Annotated in this window: 14 protein-coding genes; 11 read left to right on the forward strand and 3 right to left on the reverse strand. The window is 68.9% G+C overall.

Annotated elements, in window-relative coordinates:
- Positions 1 to 49 precede the first annotated feature (49 nt).
- The 3 genes from AC37TH_RS05920 to AC37TH_RS05930 all read left to right on the forward strand — a co-directional run bounded on the left by AC37TH_RS05920 (position 50) and on the right by AC37TH_RS05930 (position 2,417).
- Positions 50 to 766, forward strand: a complete 717-nt coding sequence (locus AC37TH_RS05920) for a response regulator transcription factor (protein ID WP_490763411.1) — start codon at positions 50 to 52, stop codon at positions 764 to 766.
- 4 nt (positions 767 to 770) lie between these two features.
- Entirely contained in the window at positions 771 to 1,925 is a 1,155-nt protein-coding gene (locus AC37TH_RS05925; protein ID WP_490763412.1) for a sensor histidine kinase, read from the forward strand.
- A 99-nt stretch (positions 1,926 to 2,024) separates the two neighbouring features.
- Entirely contained in the window at positions 2,025 to 2,417 is a 393-nt protein-coding gene (locus tag AC37TH_RS05930) for a hypothetical protein (protein WP_490763413.1), read from the forward strand.
- A gap of 16 nt (positions 2,418 to 2,433) precedes the next feature.
- Here the strand turns inward: AC37TH_RS05930 and AC37TH_RS05935 are convergent, their stop codons facing one another.
- The gene (locus AC37TH_RS05935; protein ID WP_490763414.1) at positions 2,434 to 4,287 is read right to left on the reverse strand and encodes a glycerophosphodiester phosphodiesterase family protein; all 1,854 of its coding nucleotides are present in this window, start codon (positions 4,285 to 4,287) and stop codon (positions 2,434 to 2,436) included.
- A gap of 96 nt (positions 4,288 to 4,383) precedes the next feature.
- Here AC37TH_RS05935 and AC37TH_RS05940 point away from each other — a divergent pair, with 96 nt between their 5' ends.
- From AC37TH_RS05940 to AC37TH_RS05975, 8 genes are all read left to right on the forward strand, one after another.
- Positions 4,384 to 5,295 carry a MurR/RpiR family transcriptional regulator gene (locus AC37TH_RS05940; protein ID WP_490763415.1) on the forward strand — a complete coding sequence of 304 codons (912 nt, stop codon included), beginning with the start codon at positions 4,384 to 4,386 and terminating at the stop codon, positions 5,293 to 5,295.
- 155 nt (positions 5,296 to 5,450) lie between these two features.
- Positions 5,451 to 6,581: an ABC transporter ATP-binding protein gene (locus tag AC37TH_RS05945; RefSeq protein ID WP_490763416.1), complete on the forward strand. Its 1,131-nt coding sequence runs from the start codon at positions 5,451 to 5,453 to the stop codon at positions 6,579 to 6,581.
- Between the two features lie 78 nt (positions 6,582 to 6,659).
- Positions 6,660 to 8,033, forward strand: a complete 1,374-nt coding sequence (locus tag AC37TH_RS05950; RefSeq protein WP_490763417.1) for an ABC transporter substrate-binding protein — start codon at positions 6,660 to 6,662, stop codon at positions 8,031 to 8,033.
- A 47-nt stretch (positions 8,034 to 8,080) separates the two neighbouring features.
- Positions 8,081 to 8,854: a tyrosine-protein phosphatase gene (locus AC37TH_RS05955; RefSeq protein ID WP_490763418.1), complete on the forward strand. Its 774-nt coding sequence runs from the start codon at positions 8,081 to 8,083 to the stop codon at positions 8,852 to 8,854.
- A 20-nt stretch (positions 8,855 to 8,874) separates the two neighbouring features.
- On the forward strand, positions 8,875 to 9,777 hold the full coding sequence (locus AC37TH_RS05960) for a phosphodiesterase (protein WP_490763419.1): 903 nt from the start codon (positions 8,875 to 8,877) through the stop codon (positions 9,775 to 9,777).
- Between the two features lie 168 nt (positions 9,778 to 9,945).
- Positions 9,946 to 10,746 (forward strand): carbohydrate ABC transporter permease, encoded by an 801-nt coding sequence (locus tag AC37TH_RS05965; protein WP_490763420.1) that lies wholly within the window; start codon positions 9,946 to 9,948, stop codon positions 10,744 to 10,746.
- A gap of 8 nt (positions 10,747 to 10,754) precedes the next feature.
- Complete coding sequence (locus AC37TH_RS05970; protein WP_490763421.1) at positions 10,755 to 11,693, forward strand: carbohydrate ABC transporter permease; 939 nt, start codon at positions 10,755 to 10,757, stop codon at positions 11,691 to 11,693.
- Positions 11,694 to 11,738: 45 nt separating this feature from the next.
- On the forward strand, positions 11,739 to 12,590 hold the full coding sequence (locus AC37TH_RS05975) for a metallophosphoesterase family protein (RefSeq protein WP_490763422.1): 852 nt from the start codon (positions 11,739 to 11,741) through the stop codon (positions 12,588 to 12,590).
- 19 nt (positions 12,591 to 12,609) lie between these two features.
- On the opposite strand, the gene AC37TH_RS05980 is transcribed toward AC37TH_RS05975, so the two are convergent.
- Together AC37TH_RS05980 and AC37TH_RS05985 are read right to left on the reverse strand one after the other, a co-directional pair.
- Positions 12,610 to 14,298: a SulP family inorganic anion transporter gene (locus tag AC37TH_RS05980; RefSeq protein WP_490763423.1), complete on the reverse strand. Its 1,689-nt coding sequence runs from the start codon at positions 14,296 to 14,298 to the stop codon at positions 12,610 to 12,612.
- Positions 14,295 to 15,380, reverse strand: coding sequence for an AI-2E family transporter (locus tag AC37TH_RS05985; protein ID WP_490763424.1), 1,086 nt, complete (start codon positions 15,378 to 15,380; stop codon positions 14,295 to 14,297). The genes AC37TH_RS05980 and AC37TH_RS05985 overlap by 4 nt, the downstream gene beginning before the upstream one ends.
- Between the last annotated feature and the right edge of the window lie 55 nt (positions 15,381 to 15,435).

The following is a 15,435-nucleotide window of genomic DNA, read 5'->3' on the forward strand; positions in this document are numbered from 1 at the left end:
AAGCGGGATGGACGTTCCCCTTCCCAGCGCTCCGACCTATCCTGGGGCCATGACGGCAGGCGCGAGCGCACGGCAGGACAGCGGGGTGAGGGACAGACGCGTGCTCGTCGTCGAAGACGATCCCACCGTCCGCGAGGTCGCCAGCGACTATCTGCGGTCAGCGGGCCTCGTGGTCGACGAGGCGCCCGACGGTTTCTCCGCCCTCCGCTCCGCGGGGCGCACCCCGCCCGACCTGGTGGTGCTCGATCGGATGCTGCCAGGGATCGACGGTCTCGAGGTGGCGCGGCGGCTGCGCGAGACGCGGCGGGTGCCCATCATCATGCTGACGGCTCTCGGTTCGACGGACGACAGGATCGACGGTCTTGAAGCTGGCGCGGACGACTACCTCGCCAAGCCCTTCTCGCCGCGCGAGCTGGTGCTGCGGGTCGAGTCGATCCTCCGCCGGAGCGTGAGCGAGCTGACCCCCGAGTCCGCGTTCGAGCTCGGAGAGTTCGCGATCGACCCGTCCAACCGCACGGTGGCCAAGGCGGGCGTCCCGCTCTCGCTGTCCGCGCGCGAATTCGACCTTCTCGCCTTCTTCCTCAAGCATCCGAACCAGGTGTTCAGCCGCGAGCAGCTGCTGCGCGAGGTGTGGCGGTGGGAGTTCGGCGACCTCTCAACGGTCACCGTCCACGTGCGCCGGGTGCGGGAGAAGATCGAGGCCGACGCGACGAAACCGCTGTTCCTGACCACGGTCTGGGCCGTCGGCTACCGGATGAGCGTGTGAGCCGATGATCGGAGCAGCAGACCTCGCCGCGATCGTCGGCACGACGTTGATCGTCGCCGTCGTGATCGCCGCTGTCGCGATCGCGATGCTCTACGCGGCGAAACGCGCGTCCATCATGCTCCGGATCGGCGTGGTCGTCGTCGCGGCGGTCGCGTCCATCGTCGGCGGCACCATCGCGGTCGCGCAGGCGATGTACATCTCGCCGCACGACTTCGTGGTGCTCTGCTGGGTGATCGGCGTCGCCGCGGTCGTCAGCCTGGGCGTCGCGGCCGTGCTCGGCGTCGGACTCGTGCGCACCAGCCGCACCCTGCGCGACGCGACCAGGGCTGTCGGCGAAGGGCGCATCGTCGTGGCGCAGCCCCAGGACGGCGGCGAGTTCAGTGAGCTCTCCGCCGAGCTCGCCTCGGTGTCGCAGCGTCTTGCAGAGGCCAGGGAAGAGGTCAGGATGCTCGACGAGTCGCGTCGCGAACTGGTCGCCTGGATCTCGCACGACCTCCGCACGCCCCTCGCCGCCCTGCAGGCCATGGCCGAAGCGCTCGAGGACGGGATTGCGGAAGACCCGCAGCGCTACTATCGGCAACTCCGCAGCCAGTCGGACACGCTCGCGCACATGGTCGACGACCTGTTCGAGCTCTCCAAGATCCAGTCCGGCGCGCTCTCGCTCGACCTCGGGCCGCTCTCGCTGTACGACCTGGTCAGCGACGCGGTCGCAGACCTCGGCCCGCTCGCCGCGTCCCGCTCCGTGACCCTGCGGGAGTCCCAGGCCGGGGACCTGACGATCTGGGGCGACGCCCGGGAGCTGTCCCGCGTCATCCGGAACCTGTTGATGAACGCCATCCAGCACTCACCGCCCGGCTCGGACATCCTCGTGACCGCGCGGGAGACCGCAGAGTCGACGGTGGCGCTCAGCGTCATCGACGAGGGCGGCGGCATTCCGGAGGAGAGCCTGGGCAGGGTGTTCGACGCCGGGTGGCGCGGCTCGACCGCACGCACCCCGGCGGAGGGCACGATCATGTCGTCGGGCGCCGGTCTGGGCCTGGCGATCGTCCACGGCATCGTCAAGGCGCACTCGGGCGATGTGTTCGTCCGCAACACCGATCGCGGATGCCGGTTCGACGTCGTGCTGCCTCGTTCGCGTGAGTCGGCGATTCCGCTCTGACGGGCGTGACCGAATCGAGAGCGCTGGAGTTACTGTTGATTCGTGCAGCGCTGCAGGCGGCCGATCGGTCGCCGCACTCGCTGTGGAGGGAGTGCTCCCATGACGACGCAGGAGAAGGTCTACCAGCCGGGCGTGTGCAACATCGGGCCGGCCGAGATCCGCAGACGACGGCTGTCCGGCTACATCGGTGCCGCTGTCGGCGTGGTGTTCCTCGTGCTGGCCTTCGTGTTCGCCTGGCCGGCTCCGTGGCGGCTGTTCGTGGCGTTGCCCGCGTTCCTGTCCGCGCAGGGGTTCCTGCAGGCCGCCTTCCACTTCTGCGTAGGATTCGGCACCCGCGGCCTGTACAACTTCGGCGAGCTGGGCACGGAGGAGACCGTGATGGAGGCGGACTTCCGCACGAAGGATCAGCGCAAGGCGATGCAGATCACGGCGCTCGCCTTCGGGATCGCGGTCGTGGTGGCGCTGATCGCGTTCTTCATCCCGGTCGGCTGACGAGCGGGGAGCGTTCTCAGCGAAACGCGCCGATCAGCTTCAGGGCGTCCGAGACGGCGAGCCCGGGGGACGTGTCGCTCGTGAGTTCGTCGCGGTCGGCCACCGCGGTGGCGGTGATGTCCGTGACGATGCCGTCGACGCCGAGCCGGAGCAGCTCGCGCACGCGGGCGGAGTCGTTGACCGTCCAGACGTAGACCGGTTTGTGCTGCGCGTGGGCGTCAGCGAGGAACTTCTCGGAGAACGACCCCTGCTCGACGGTGAAGAAATCGGCGGGGGTGTCGGGGACGCCGCCGATGCTCATGGCGATGGTCAGGCCGACCGTGAGGCCGGGGCGCAGCCGCTTCAGCTCGGCCACCGCCTCCGGATCGAGAGAGTGGTAGATGGCGTCGTCCGGGCTGCCGAGCGCATCCAGCTGGGTGAGGAAGGCGCGTGTGACGTCTCCGTGTTCGTGGCCGTGGACCTTGAGTTCGATGAGCAGCTTCACGCCGAGTTCCCTGGCGCGGGTGACGTAGGTGGCCATGGTCGGGATGACGTCGGTGTGGCCGTGCTCCGTGACCTGCGTGGCTTCCAGTTCGGCGGCGGTCAGGTCGTAGACGTTGACGTCGCGCCCCGTGAGCATGAACAGGTTCGTGTCGTGCACGGCGACGAAGACGCCGTCCTTGCTCTCTTGCACGTCCATCTCGACGTAATCCGGATGCTCGGCGGCGGCCGCGTCCAGCGCGCCGAGCGTGTTCTCGACGCCGCCCCAGACGTCGCCGCGGTGGGCCAGGATCACCGTGTCTGCGATCGGGGTGGCAGGGACGGCGGTGGCTGCCGTCCCAGACACCGCGGCGACCACGGAGGCGACGATGAGGCTGACGCCGACGCCGACGACGTTCCTTCGCACCCGCCTGGCAGTGCGCGCGGGCGGCGGGGCGGGGGCGGGCTGCCGGTCGAGCGCCGTCCAGGTGTCGTCGACGAGCGCGTTCAGCGCGGTCGCCCAGCCGAGCACGAGCGGGGCGAGTCCGAGGGCCGACCCGCAGCCGATCAGCACGGCCGACGTGGTCTGGCCGAGGCCGGGCGGCAGGGAGGCGACCCAGGAGATCCCGTCGACGATCGCGGTCGAGAGGAGGGTGCCGAGCCCGATCGGGACGACCACGGACAGCAGGAGGGGAACCGTCCGCGTCCGTGTCATCCGGAGGCTCGCGACCATCGCGGCCACCGGCGTCCGGCGCCCGATCAGCATCATCGGGATCGTGTACGCCAGCCGGAGGTTGATGTAGAGCAGCACGCCGATGATCCCGCAGTACGCCGCTGTGCTGAGCGGCGCCTTGAGGAACTCCCTGGTGACGAACGGCGGGATCGCGACCCCTTGGGTCACCGCCGAGTATGAGCCGAACCCGGTCACCGGCACGGCGATCAGCAGGTAGAGCAGCAGGACGGGGCCGTGCAGATGGAAGACCGACCGCAGCGCCCGCCCGATGTCGCGGAGGATCAGCCGTGGGGAGAGCGTCGTGCGGTTGCGCACCTGGGACGAGACCGCCACCAGGGCCGCGACTTGCACGATCAGCGTCGCCCCCATGACGACGACGGCCAGGGCGATGAGGAGCAGGGCGACGGGGTCCGCGAGGACACTCGACAGCGTGCGGTCGGTGAGATTTCGTGCCGACGAGCGCTCCAGGGCCAGCTCGAAGAGCCAGCCGACGAGCGGCACGGACACCGCGATCGCCGCGAGCTGGACGGTGAGCGTGGTGAGGAGGAACGCGCCGGGGCGGGAGCGCGTGCGCCTGGCCGCGTTCCGGATACGCGTGACCTCGACAGCAGTGGATGCGCGCAGTCGGCGCAGCAGGTGCCGGGAGGTTCCGGTCGTGCTGTGTCGCTGAGTGCCCATCCTTCCCACTCTAAACGGAACGTTCGTTCTTTTTTGTGAGAGTGCTGGGAGCGACGTGTTTGCCGTCCCGTTCTGTCGGCGTGGTAGACACGGGCTATGACAGACGCACTGCGTGCCGACCCTCCCGTCGGCGGCACCCTCAGCTACATCGACTCGGTGATCCCCTCGCTCGTGCCGAGTGAGCAGCGGGTGGCCAGGGAGGTCGTCGAGCATCCCGAGGATGTCGCGATGATGTCGGCGGCCGACCTGGCGTCGCGGACGGGAACCTCTGCGGCGACCGTGATCCGGGCGTGCCAGAGTCTGGGCTTCAAAGGGTTTCAGCATCTGCGGCTCCTCCTGCTGCGGGATCTCCCGTCCAGGGTCGAGCTGTCGCCCGTCGACCACGATGGAGCGCCGCGCGACTGGCTCCCGTCGATGTTCCGCTCTGCCGGGGAGGAGCTGGCGAACGCGCTGGCGCCGCTGGACTTCGATGAGTTCGAGAGGGCGGTCGCTGCCATCGCCGGTGCGACGAGGCTGCTGATCATCGGCAACGGGGCATCGGCGCCGATCGCGCAACTCGCCACCTTGGGGTTCCTGAATTCGAGCAGGCCCAGCGAGGCGCCGGCGGACGCCGTGATGCAGCAGCTCACCGCTCGCTCTCTCGGTGCAGGCGACGTCTGCATCTGCATCAGCGCGAGCGGCTCGAACAGGATCACGCTCAGTTCGGCGGAGGCGGCGGCGGGCTCCGGCGCCACCGTGATCGGGGTCACCGGGTATCAGCGCTCCCGGTTGCACGAGCTGTCGGACGTCACGCTGGTGTGCGGTGCGTCGATCGCGAAGTGGTCGACGGGGCTCATTACCGGGAACGTCGCGCACGTGCTGCTCTTCGCCGCGCTCGAGCTGGCGATCTCGGCGGCCGCCGGACTTCCGACGACCGACCCTGCCGTGATGGAGGGGGTCATGACCGTCGTCGACGCCGATACGGAGAGCGACGATCGGGCGAGCGTCAGGGATGACACGGTCGACTGACCGGAGGGTGGCCCGTCAGCGTTGACGGAATGTCTGCCAGGTGGTCGGCTCCGCGTTGCCTGCCGTTAATCTCCGCCGCAGAACATGCTCACGTAACGATAATTCCTAACTACCTCAAGTTGGGAAACGAAATTACTTGAGCGTGAGGAGCAGGCGTGAGCCGCATCGAGATCCTGGGACTGACCCAGCAGTTCAAGGGCCACCGGGCCGTCGACGACATCGACCTCGTCATCGAGGACGGCGACTTCGTCGTGCTGCTCGGCCCGAGCGGATGCGGGAAGACGACGCTGCTGCGGATGATCGCCGGCCTCCTCGAACCGACGTCGGGGCGCATCCTGATCGACGGCCAAGACGTCACGGGGCTTCCGTCGAAGAAGCGCAACCTGGCGATGGTCTTCCAGAGCTACGCGCTCTATCCGCACCTGAGCGTCGCGAAGAACCTGGCGTTCCCGCTCGCCGTGCTCCGGATGCCGAAGGAGCAGCGGGACCGCATGGTGCGCGAGGTCGCGACCACGCTCGGGCTGGAGCAGCTCCTGCACCGCAAGCCGCGCGAGCTCTCCGGAGGCCAGCGGCAGCGGGTGGCGGTGGGCCGCGCCCTGGTGCGCGAGCCGAGCGCGTACCTGATGGACGAACCGCTCTCCAACCTCGACGCGAAACTGCGGACGGCCACCCGGCAGGAGCTCAGCGAGCTGCACGCCCGGCTTTCGGCCACCTTCGTCTACGTGACCCACGACCAGGTCGAGGCGATGACCATGGCGACCAAGATCGTCGTGCTCGACGCCGGTCGCATCGAGCAGGCGGGCACCCCGGAGGAGATCTACCACCGCCCGGCGTCCGTGTTCGTCGCCGGGTTCGTCGGCGCACCGCCGATGAACCTCGTCCCCGGCGTCGTCGGCTCGACCGGAGGGGTGGTCGCCGCGACCGCCCCCGGCATCGACGCCCGGCTGTGGGACGGCGAGGTGGACAGCCTCGATGTCGTGATCGGCGTGCGGCCGGAGCACCTTCGCCCGGCCGACTACGCGATGGGCGCACTCCGCATCGACGGACTCGTCGAGCGGATCGAGAACCTCGGCAGCGAGCACGTGCTCTACGTCCGGGTCGGCGACCGCCTGGTCACAGCCAGGGGAGAAGCGCTCGGCGCATTCCGCCGCGGAGACCCGGTGGGCCTCGGAGCCCAGCTGGAGCGCATCCACCTGTTCGACCGCGCCACCGGCCGCCGCCTCGAATGGGTCGCAGACGCCGACGAGCTCCCCGTCCTCGGGCAGCCGGTGTCCGTCCCGGCTTAGCGCCCCCGCCCCACCCCAGATCCGTTCGACCCAGCGCCACCTCACCCCCTCGCACACCATCGAAGGAGCACTACCGCCATGCCCAACGCACTTCGTTCACTCGCTGCGGTCGCCATCACCGCCGCAGCGGCGCTCAGCCTCACCGGCTGCATCGGCGCCGGCGTCGCCTCCACCCCGACCGGCGACGCCGTCTCGACCGCGACCATCCCCACGCTCTCGCCCGACCAGAAGGTCTCGATCAGCTTCGAGAGCTACAACCTCGCTCAGGCGGGAGCCTGGACCGACACCATCCAGGGCCTCATCTCGGCCTTCGAGGCCAAGCACCCCAACATCACGGTGACCGGCCAGGCTCCGGCCTCCACCGGCGGCGCGAGCACCTCGTACATCTCCAGCGTGCAGACCGAGATGCTGGCGGGCAAGGCGCCGGATGTGGCGCAACTGACGTTCGACGGCCTCGACTACATCGCGAACGACCTGGGCGCGCAGCCGATCTCGAAGCTCGTCGGCAAGAAGGCGGTGCAGGACGCGTTCGGCGGGGAGTACCCGATGAACGCCAACGCCACGAAGCTCGGCGACTGGAACGGCGTCACCTACGGCATCCCGTACGTGTTCTCGACGCCGGTGCTCTGGTACAACGCCACCGCGCTGGCGAACGCGGGCATCACCAACCCGGACTTCTCCACCTGGGACGGCCTCGAGAAGGTGGCCGCGCAGCTGAAGGCGAAGACGGGCACCGCCCCGGTGACCATCTCGTGCACGGTCACGGGCGGCGACTGGTGCATGCAGGGCATCATCAAGTCGAACGGCGGCAAGATCGTCAGCGCCGACCACAAGACCATCGAGTTCGGTGACGAAGGCTCGGTCGGCGCGGTGCAGGAAATGCGGAAGCTGAACGACGCCGGGCTGCTGCAGAACCTCGACTCGACCAGCATGTACTCGGCATTCGCCTCCGGCAAGTCGCTGATCCAGGTGCAGACCTCCGCGCTCCAGAGCATGTTCATGGCCGGGGCGAAGGCCGGCGGCTGGGAACTGAAGAACACCGCGCTGCCCGCCTTCGGCGAGAAGTCGGTCGCTCCGACCAACTCGGGGTCCGCGCTGTTCATCATGTCGAAGGACCCGGCCAAGCAGGCGGCTGCCTGGGAGTTCATCAAGTTCATGACCAGCCCGACCGCCTACGAACAGATCTCCACCAAGATCGGCTACCTGCCGCTGCGCGACACGATGACCGAGGGCGACGGGCCGCTCGCCGCTTGGGCGAAGTCCAACCCGCTCGTCGCGCCGAACATCGCGCAGCTGCAGAAGCTGCAGCCGTGGGAGTCGTACCCGGGAGCGAACTACAGCCAGATCAGCACGATCTTCTCCAAGGCCGTCGAGGACTCCATCTACTACGGCAAGGACCCGAAGGCGACGATGCAGGACGCCCAGAAGCAGGCCCAGGCGCTGGTCAAGTGAGCATCGACTCGCGACAGGCACCGACCATCCCAGCAGAAGAGACGACCGTGACAGACACCATCCCCCGCCGCCAGGTGCCCGTGGAGGGCACATACAACCTGCGCGAGGTGGGCGGCTACCGCGCCGGACCCGCCACCGTTCGCGCAGGCAAGCTCTACCGATCAGACGCCCTGCACGCGCTCACCCCGACCGGCCGGCAGGCGGTCGCCGACCTGGGTGTCCGCCTGGTCATCGACCTCCGCTCCGACGACGAGGTCTCGGCCAGCCCGAGCCTGTTGCACGACGGGACCGTCATCGTTCACGCGCCGATCTTCACCGGCGCGACGCAGCCCGTGCCGCTCGGCGAGGCCGAGGTCACGCTGGCCCAGGTCTACGACGTCATGATCGACCGGCACGGACCGCAGCTCGCCGCCGCGGTCCGTCTCATCTCCGAATCGGGGGAGGATGCGGTGCTGGTGCACTGCACGGCGGGCAAGGACCGCACCGGCTTGGTGGTCGCTCTCGCCCTTCTCGCCTCCGGGGTCGAGCGAGAGGACGTCGTCGCAGACTACGCACAGACGGCCGCCAACCTCGCCGGGCCCTGGGCAGACGGCATGATCCAGCGGATGCAGGAAAGCGGTGCGACGCTCAGCCCTGCGCTCGAGGAGATCGTGACCGCGAGCCCGGCCGAGCTGATGACGGCCGTCATCGCCCGCTGGGACTCCGAATGGGGGTCCGCCGGCGGCTACCTCCGAGCGCACGGACTGACCGACGAGGAGATCGCGGCGCTCGCCGCCTCCTTGCTCGGCCCCAGCTCCACCGCATCCACCATCGACGACTGACCAGACGAAAGGCGAACACCATGACCGACTACGACGCATACCCGACGCCGGACCACTTCATCCTGCACATCAGCGACACCCACTTCGTTCAGAACCGCGACATGCTGCACGAGATCGTCGACAGCGACGCGAACCTGCAGGAGCTCTTCGAAGGTTTCGAGAAGTCGAACACCCGCCCGGAGGCGATCGTCTTCACCGGCGACATCGCCGACACCGCCGCGCCGGACGCATACGACCGCATCCGGGCGATGGTCGAGCCCATCGCCGAGCGGTACGGCTCCGAACTGATCTGGGTGATGGGAAACCACGACGAGCGCGCCGCCTTCCGCACCGGGCTGCTCGGCGAGGAAGGCACCACCGAGCCGTATGACCGCGTCTACGACGTGAACGGGCTCCGGATCATCGTGATCGACTCGACCGTCCCCGGCCAGCACTGGGGCGAGATCACCGACGACCAGCTCGCCTGGCTCGCGGACGAGCTGAAGACGCCGGCGCCGGACGGAACGCTGCTCGCGCTGCACCACCCGCCCATCCCCAGCCACCTCGGCCTCATCCGCCTGTTCGAGCTGCAAGACCAGCAGAAGCTGGACGACGTGATCCGTGGAACCGATGTGCGCGGCATCCTGGGCGGCCACCTGCACTACTCGACGACCGACACTTTCGCGGGGATCCCGGTGTCCGTCGCGTCTGCGACCTGCTACACCCAGGACCTCGTGGTCCCGTTCCCGGCCGCGCGCGGCCAGGCCGGTGCGCAGTCGTACAACCTCGTGCATGTCTACGGAGACCACGTGCAGCACTCGGTGGTGCCGATCGGCCAGTTCCCCACCGCGTACGAGATGGCGGGTGAGGCTCTGGAGAAGTTCCTCGCGATGACGCCCGCCGAGCAGCTCGCCGCCGTACAGGCCTCGGTCGGCGCCGAGTAGGCGAGTCCGGAGCATCCCGATGTTCGTCACAGACGCAGGGCCGGCCAGGGTCGCGGACTCCGCGGCCCCGGCCGGCCGGCGGCGCCCAAACGCCGCATCCCCCTCGCGCCGTACCTCTATGTCCTCCCGGCGATCGTGCTCCTGGGCGTGTGGGTATACCGCCCCCTGGTGCAGACCTTCCAGCTGTCGTTCTACAGCTGGAACCTGCTGCCGACGCAGCCGCTGACCCCGGTCGGGCTGCAGAACTACGCCTCGGTCGTCACGTCGCCTCAACTCCGGGATGCGCTGGTCAACACGGGCATCTACATCGCGGCTTTCCTCGTCTTCTCCGTCGTGCTCCCGATCGCGATCGCGCTGTTGACGCGCCGCGTCGGCGGCCGGGCCAAGACCGTCTACCAGGCGGTCATCTTCGTGCCGTTCCTAGTGACTCCCGTCGCCGCGGCGGCCGTCTGGCGCTGGCTGCTGTCGGACTCCGGCGGTGCCATCCCGACCGTGTTGCACAGCATCGGCATCGACATCGGCGACGTGCTGCGTTCGCCGAGCGGCGCGATCTGGGCGATCATCGCGATCGTCGGCTGGCAGATGCTCGGGTTCGGCGTGCTCGTCGTCTCCGCGGGGATCGCGGGCATCAACCCCGACTATGCACACGCCGCCTCCATCGACGGCGCGAGCGGCTGGCGGATCCTGCGCCGCATCACACTGCCGCTGCTGTCGCCGACGATCGTGTTCCTCGTCCTCATGACGATCCTGCTCTCGGCGCAGTGGACCTACCCGATGATCGACATCCTGACGCAGGGCGGCCCGAGCGACTCGACGACCAACCTGTACTACCTGCTCTACCAGATCGGGTTCCAGAACTTCGACGCCGGCAGCGCCGGGGCGGCGGGCACCCTCTTCTTCATCGCGTTCGGTCTGATCGCACTCGGTCTCGTCACCCTGTCCGACCGGCTGTCCTTCTACGACAACTAGGAGCACCCATGGCTTTCGTCCCCGTCGCCGGTCCCGCGGCCCTCCGCCCCTCCGCACCGGTCGCCGTCGAGGTGCCGGCCGAGACCGCTGCCGCGTCCGGTCTCGCAGCGACCGCAGAACGCGAGAGCGCTCGCCGCCGCACCCGCGCCGTGACCATCACCGGTCACATCGTGCTCGTGGTCGTTGCAGTCGCGAGCATCTTCCCCATCTACTGGATGTTCGTCACGGCGTTCCGCCAGCGGGCGGACGCCCTGTCGCAGTCGCTGTTCCCCTGGCCGCTGTCGCTGGAGAACTTCGTCACGGTCTGGCACCAGATCCCGATCCTCGGCATGATCGGCAACACCTTCGCGATGTCGTTGTCCGTCGCGGTCTGCCAGCTGATCATCGCGATCCTGGCCGCATACGGGTTCGCCATGTGGCAGTTCCCCGGCAAGAGCATCCTGTTCCTGTTTTTCATCGGGTCGTGGCTGGTGCCGTTCCAGGTCACGATGATCCCGAACTATGTGCTCATCTCGCAGCTGGGGCTGCTCGGGACCATCGGCGGCGTGATCGTGCCGACCCTGTGCTCCGCGTTCGCGGTCATGCTGATGCGCCAGCACATGCAGTCGTTCCCGCGCGAGCTCATCGACGCAGCCCACATGGACGGGCGGAACCACTGGGGCATCCTGCTCAGGGTGGTCCTGCCCAACATGCGCCCGGCGCTCGCGGCGCTCGGGATCATGCTGTTCATCGAGGCGTGGAACAACTATCTGTGGCCGTCGCTGATCTTCCAGCACAAGTCGGACGCGCTGATCCAGGTCGGCATCCGGAGCTTCCTCGGCGCAGAGGGCGACAACTGGGGCGCCATCATGGCCGCCGCAGGTCTCGCCTGCCTCCCCATCTTCCTCATCTACCTCTTCCTGCAGCGCTACATCGTCGACGCGTTCGTCCGCTCCGGCCTGCGCTGACCGCTTCCGCACGTCCCCCGAGAGACCCCCTGAGAGGAACACCCCATGAAGATCATCCAGCTCTCCGACACCCACATCTCCCACCTCGGCGGCGCCACCACCGAGAACCTGCGCCAGTTCGTCGACCTGATCAATGCGATCAACCCGACGTTCGTCGTGCACAGCGGCGACGTCGCGATCCTCGACCCGGACAATGCCGAAGACCGCGAGGCCGGGCGAGAACTCCTCGCGGGCATCCAGGCGCCGCTGCGTGTTCTGCCGGGCAACCACGACATCGGGGAGCGGCCGGAGAACGCCTGGGCGGAGCTCGTCGTGACGGAGGAACGGGTCGCGGCGTTCGAGCAGACGTTCGGCGACGACCACTGGCTGGAGCTCGTCGGCGACTGGGCCGTCGTGGGCCTGAACAGCGAGATCATGGGCAGCGGCCTCGCCGCGGAGGAGGCTCAGTGGGCGTGGCTTGAGACCCTACCGGCGCAGATCGGCGCGCGACCGACGCTGATCTTCAGCCACAAGCCGGTCTGGAACCCCTACCCGCAGGTCGTCGAGCACAACATCGCCATCCCGGATGCGTCCAAGGATCGCCTGCTCTCGACGCTCGACGGGGTGCCCATCGCCGCGTTCGGGAGCGGGCATCTGCACCAGTACGCCGTCGCCGTCGAGACGGTGGGGGAGCGCGACATCCTGACGGTGTCCGCACCGGCCACCGGTTTTGCGCACGCCGGCCTCGGAGGAACGGCGCTGGCCCAGCAGGGCATCGTCGAATATGTCCTCGGCGACGGCGCGCAGGCGGGTGAGGTCCGTCCGTTCTTCCGCAACCTCACCTCGCTGGTCGAGGTGCCGCCGACCGAGCTCCCGGAGTTCACCGCAGCACTGGATGCGCTCGGCGTGACCCTCTGAGCTTCGGCTCGGCGGCGGGTCAGCCCGCCTGGATCCACTCCCGCGCGTCGTCGACGGCGAGCCTGGTCGTCGCGCCGAGCCACTCGGTGCCCCGGTAGACCGAGGCGCGGCCGATGGTCTCGATGAGGCCACCGGCCGCCATCTGCACCAGGACGTCCTCGCTGGTGACCACCACGACCAGACGGCTGCCGTGGTCGCCGAGTGAGCGCGCGTACCGGCGCAGCACCTCGACCAGCGACAGCCCGAGTTGGTCGACGCCGCGCAGCCGGATCACGACCACCGACCGGCGGGTGGCGTCGTCGATCCGGGGCAGTTGCGCTTCGAAGATCGGCGCGCTGGCGAAGAAGAGGCTCCCGTACGGCTGCAGCACGATCACCTTCTCCGGGCCCACGACCGGCGCGGGATCCGATTCGCGGCGGCGGCCATCCGGCTCGAACACGATCTGGCGCACGCGGAGACGGTTCGACTGCTGGGCGACGAACAGGATGATGCCGAGCCCGACCCCGACCAGCACCGCGTACTGCAGCGGGATGAGCAGGGTGAGGACGAAGGTCACGGCCATGATCGTGGTCTGGAGCAGCCCCGTCTTCATCACCGACCGGATCCTGGCCGGTTTGATGGCGCCGGCGCCGACCACGATCAGCAGGGCGGCGAGGGACGGCATCGCGACGACCGCGACGACGCCGGAGAGGAGGAGGACGGTGAGCGCCATGACTCCGGCGGCGATGAAGAGGGCGAGCCTGGTCTTCGCCCCGGCCGCGGTGATCAGCGCCGATGCGGACATCGAGCCGCCCACCGGCATCCCCCGGAAGAGCCCGGACAGGATGTTCCCGGCGCCCTGCCCGATGAAGTCGCGGGAGCTGTCGCTGATGCGCCCCTCCGGATTCGGGACCCCGGCCGACACCGCAGCGCCCTGCACCAGCCCGACGAACGCGAGCGACAGGGCGGGCACGATCAGGAAGCCGATGTCGCCGAGCGTCGGGAGCACGGGGAGGGGGAGGCCGGCCGGGATCTTTGCGATGTCGTCGACCACGGCGACCTTCGAACCGAACGACGCGTTGAGCACCTGGGCGAGCACCGATCCGGCAGCCACCGCGACGACGAGCCCCAGCGACTTCAGCGGGGTGCGGGTGAGGACGATGATCAGGGCGAGGGTGACGACGCCGACGGCGAAGGTCGGCCCGCTGATCCTGCCGACGTGGATCAGCAGGTCCAGCGCCCTGGTCACCCGGTTGTTGCCGTTGCCCTCCGCCCCGGTGAAGTTGGAGAGCTGACCGAGCACGATGTTCACGCCGACGGCGGTGACGAACCCGACCATGACGGCCGTCGGCACGAACCGCAGCAGCCGCCCTCCGCGGAGCAGGCCCGCGACGATCATGAAGACCCCGGTGAGCATCGACAGCGTGAACAGCGCTCGGGAGGGGTCGGCCCGGGAGGCGAGGTCGGTGTCGGCGACCACCAGCGCCATCGCGCCGGTTCCCTGCACGGCGAGGAAGGTGCTGCTGGCGAAGAACGCGGACCCGGCGAGCCCGAACATGTACGCGTAGAGCCCGGCGACCGGGTTGACTCCGGCCAGGAGTCCGCTCGCCAGGCCGTCCGGAACGCTCTCGATGCCGAGCACCACTCCTGCGAGGGCGTCCTTGCCGATCGTCTTGCGGCGGAACACACCGAGGGCCGGGGCGAGCGTTCGCCGGAGCGGGCCGTTCATCCCTCTGAACCGGGTATCGCTGACCGATCAGGGCTGACGGCGGGCGGAGGTTCGTCGTCGCCCGTCAGCCACCGTGCGAGCCGTGCCTGCGGGTCGGCGCCGAACAGGGCGAAGCGGAGGAGCAGCGTCAGCGGCACGGCGAGGATCGAGCCGATCGGTCCGAGCAGGAACGCCCACACCACCACGGACGCGAAGGTCAGCGTCACGCTCAGCCGCACCGTCTGGCTGACGAAGTGCGGCTGGACGAGCACCTGGAGCACCACGTTGACCACGCAGTAGACGGCGAGCACGATCAGTCCGAGGCCCCAGCCGCCGGTCACGATGGCGAGGATGACCGGAGGGATCAGCCCGATGACGAATCCGACGTTCGGGATGTAGTTCGTCACGAACGCGAGGACCGCCCAGATGAACGGACCGGGGATCCCGAGAGCCCACAGCGCGAGCCCGTCGATCACGGCGACCGTGAGCCCGAACACCGAGTTGACCGCGAAATAGCGGCTGGTCGCGTCCGCGAAGTTCCGGAAGCTGCGAACGCGGAAGCTCTCCGTCTCGGCCAGCTCACGGGGGAAGTCCCGGAACCGCGCCGCATCCAGTGCCATGAAGATGATGTAGCCGAACACGAAGAAGATCGCCGCACCGGCGTTGAGCAGGCGCATCCCCGCGTCGAAGACGACGGTGAGCACGGCATGAGGGTCGAGCCAGCCGCCGGGCTGCGATCCTGGCTCGAAGCCCAGCCCGGAGAAGAAGGACGACACGGCCTTCGCGCTCTGCTGGAGGTCGCCGGCGGAGTCGCGAAGCAGGTTCGCGAATTGCCCGAGCGCGAGGAGGGTGATGGTCCCGAGCGCGACCAGCACGCCGATCGACACCGCGATCACCGCTGTGCTGCCGAGCCAGCGCGGCACGCCCCGCCGATCCAGCGGGCGACGCACCGGATGCACGACGATCACCACGACGGCGGCGAGCAGGAACGGCGCGAGCACATCCTTCGCCGCCCAGACACCCCATCCGGCGCCCGCAGCGGCCGCAAGCGTCAGCAGCACCCGCGAGGCCTGAGCCAGTCCGGTCGAGCCGTGCTGCGTCATCGGGCTCCTTCCGGAGGGACTCGTTCCACGAGTGACGCTTCCGCACAAACGGGTG

This window comes from Leifsonia sp. McL0627, from assembly GCF_058244615.1.

Coding starts and splice junctions, on each gene's coding strand:
- AC37TH_RS05920 (WP_490763411.1), top strand. CDS start 50: ATGACGGCAGGCGCGAGCGCACGGCAGGACAGCGGGGTGAGGGACAGA.
- AC37TH_RS05925 (WP_490763412.1), top strand. CDS start 771: ATGATCGGAGCAGCAGACCTCGCCGCGATCGTCGGCACGACGTTGATC.
- AC37TH_RS05930 (WP_490763413.1), top strand. CDS start 2,025: ATGACGACGCAGGAGAAGGTCTACCAGCCGGGCGTGTGCAACATCGGG.
- AC37TH_RS05935 (WP_490763414.1), bottom strand. CDS start 4,287: ATGGGCACTCAGCGACACAGCACGACCGGAACCTCCCGGCACCTGCTG.
- AC37TH_RS05940 (WP_490763415.1), top strand. CDS start 4,384: ATGACAGACGCACTGCGTGCCGACCCTCCCGTCGGCGGCACCCTCAGC.
- AC37TH_RS05950 (WP_490763417.1), top strand. CDS start 6,660: ATGCCCAACGCACTTCGTTCACTCGCTGCGGTCGCCATCACCGCCGCA.
- AC37TH_RS05960 (WP_490763419.1), top strand. CDS start 8,875: ATGACCGACTACGACGCATACCCGACGCCGGACCACTTCATCCTGCAC.
- AC37TH_RS05970 (WP_490763421.1), top strand. CDS start 10,755: ATGGCTTTCGTCCCCGTCGCCGGTCCCGCGGCCCTCCGCCCCTCCGCA.
- AC37TH_RS05975 (WP_490763422.1), top strand. CDS start 11,739: ATGAAGATCATCCAGCTCTCCGACACCCACATCTCCCACCTCGGCGGC.
- AC37TH_RS05980 (WP_490763423.1), bottom strand. CDS start 14,298: ATGAACGGCCCGCTCCGGCGAACGCTCGCCCCGGCCCTCGGTGTGTTC.
- AC37TH_RS05985 (WP_490763424.1), bottom strand. CDS start 15,380: ATGACGCAGCACGGCTCGACCGGACTGGCTCAGGCCTCGCGGGTGCTG.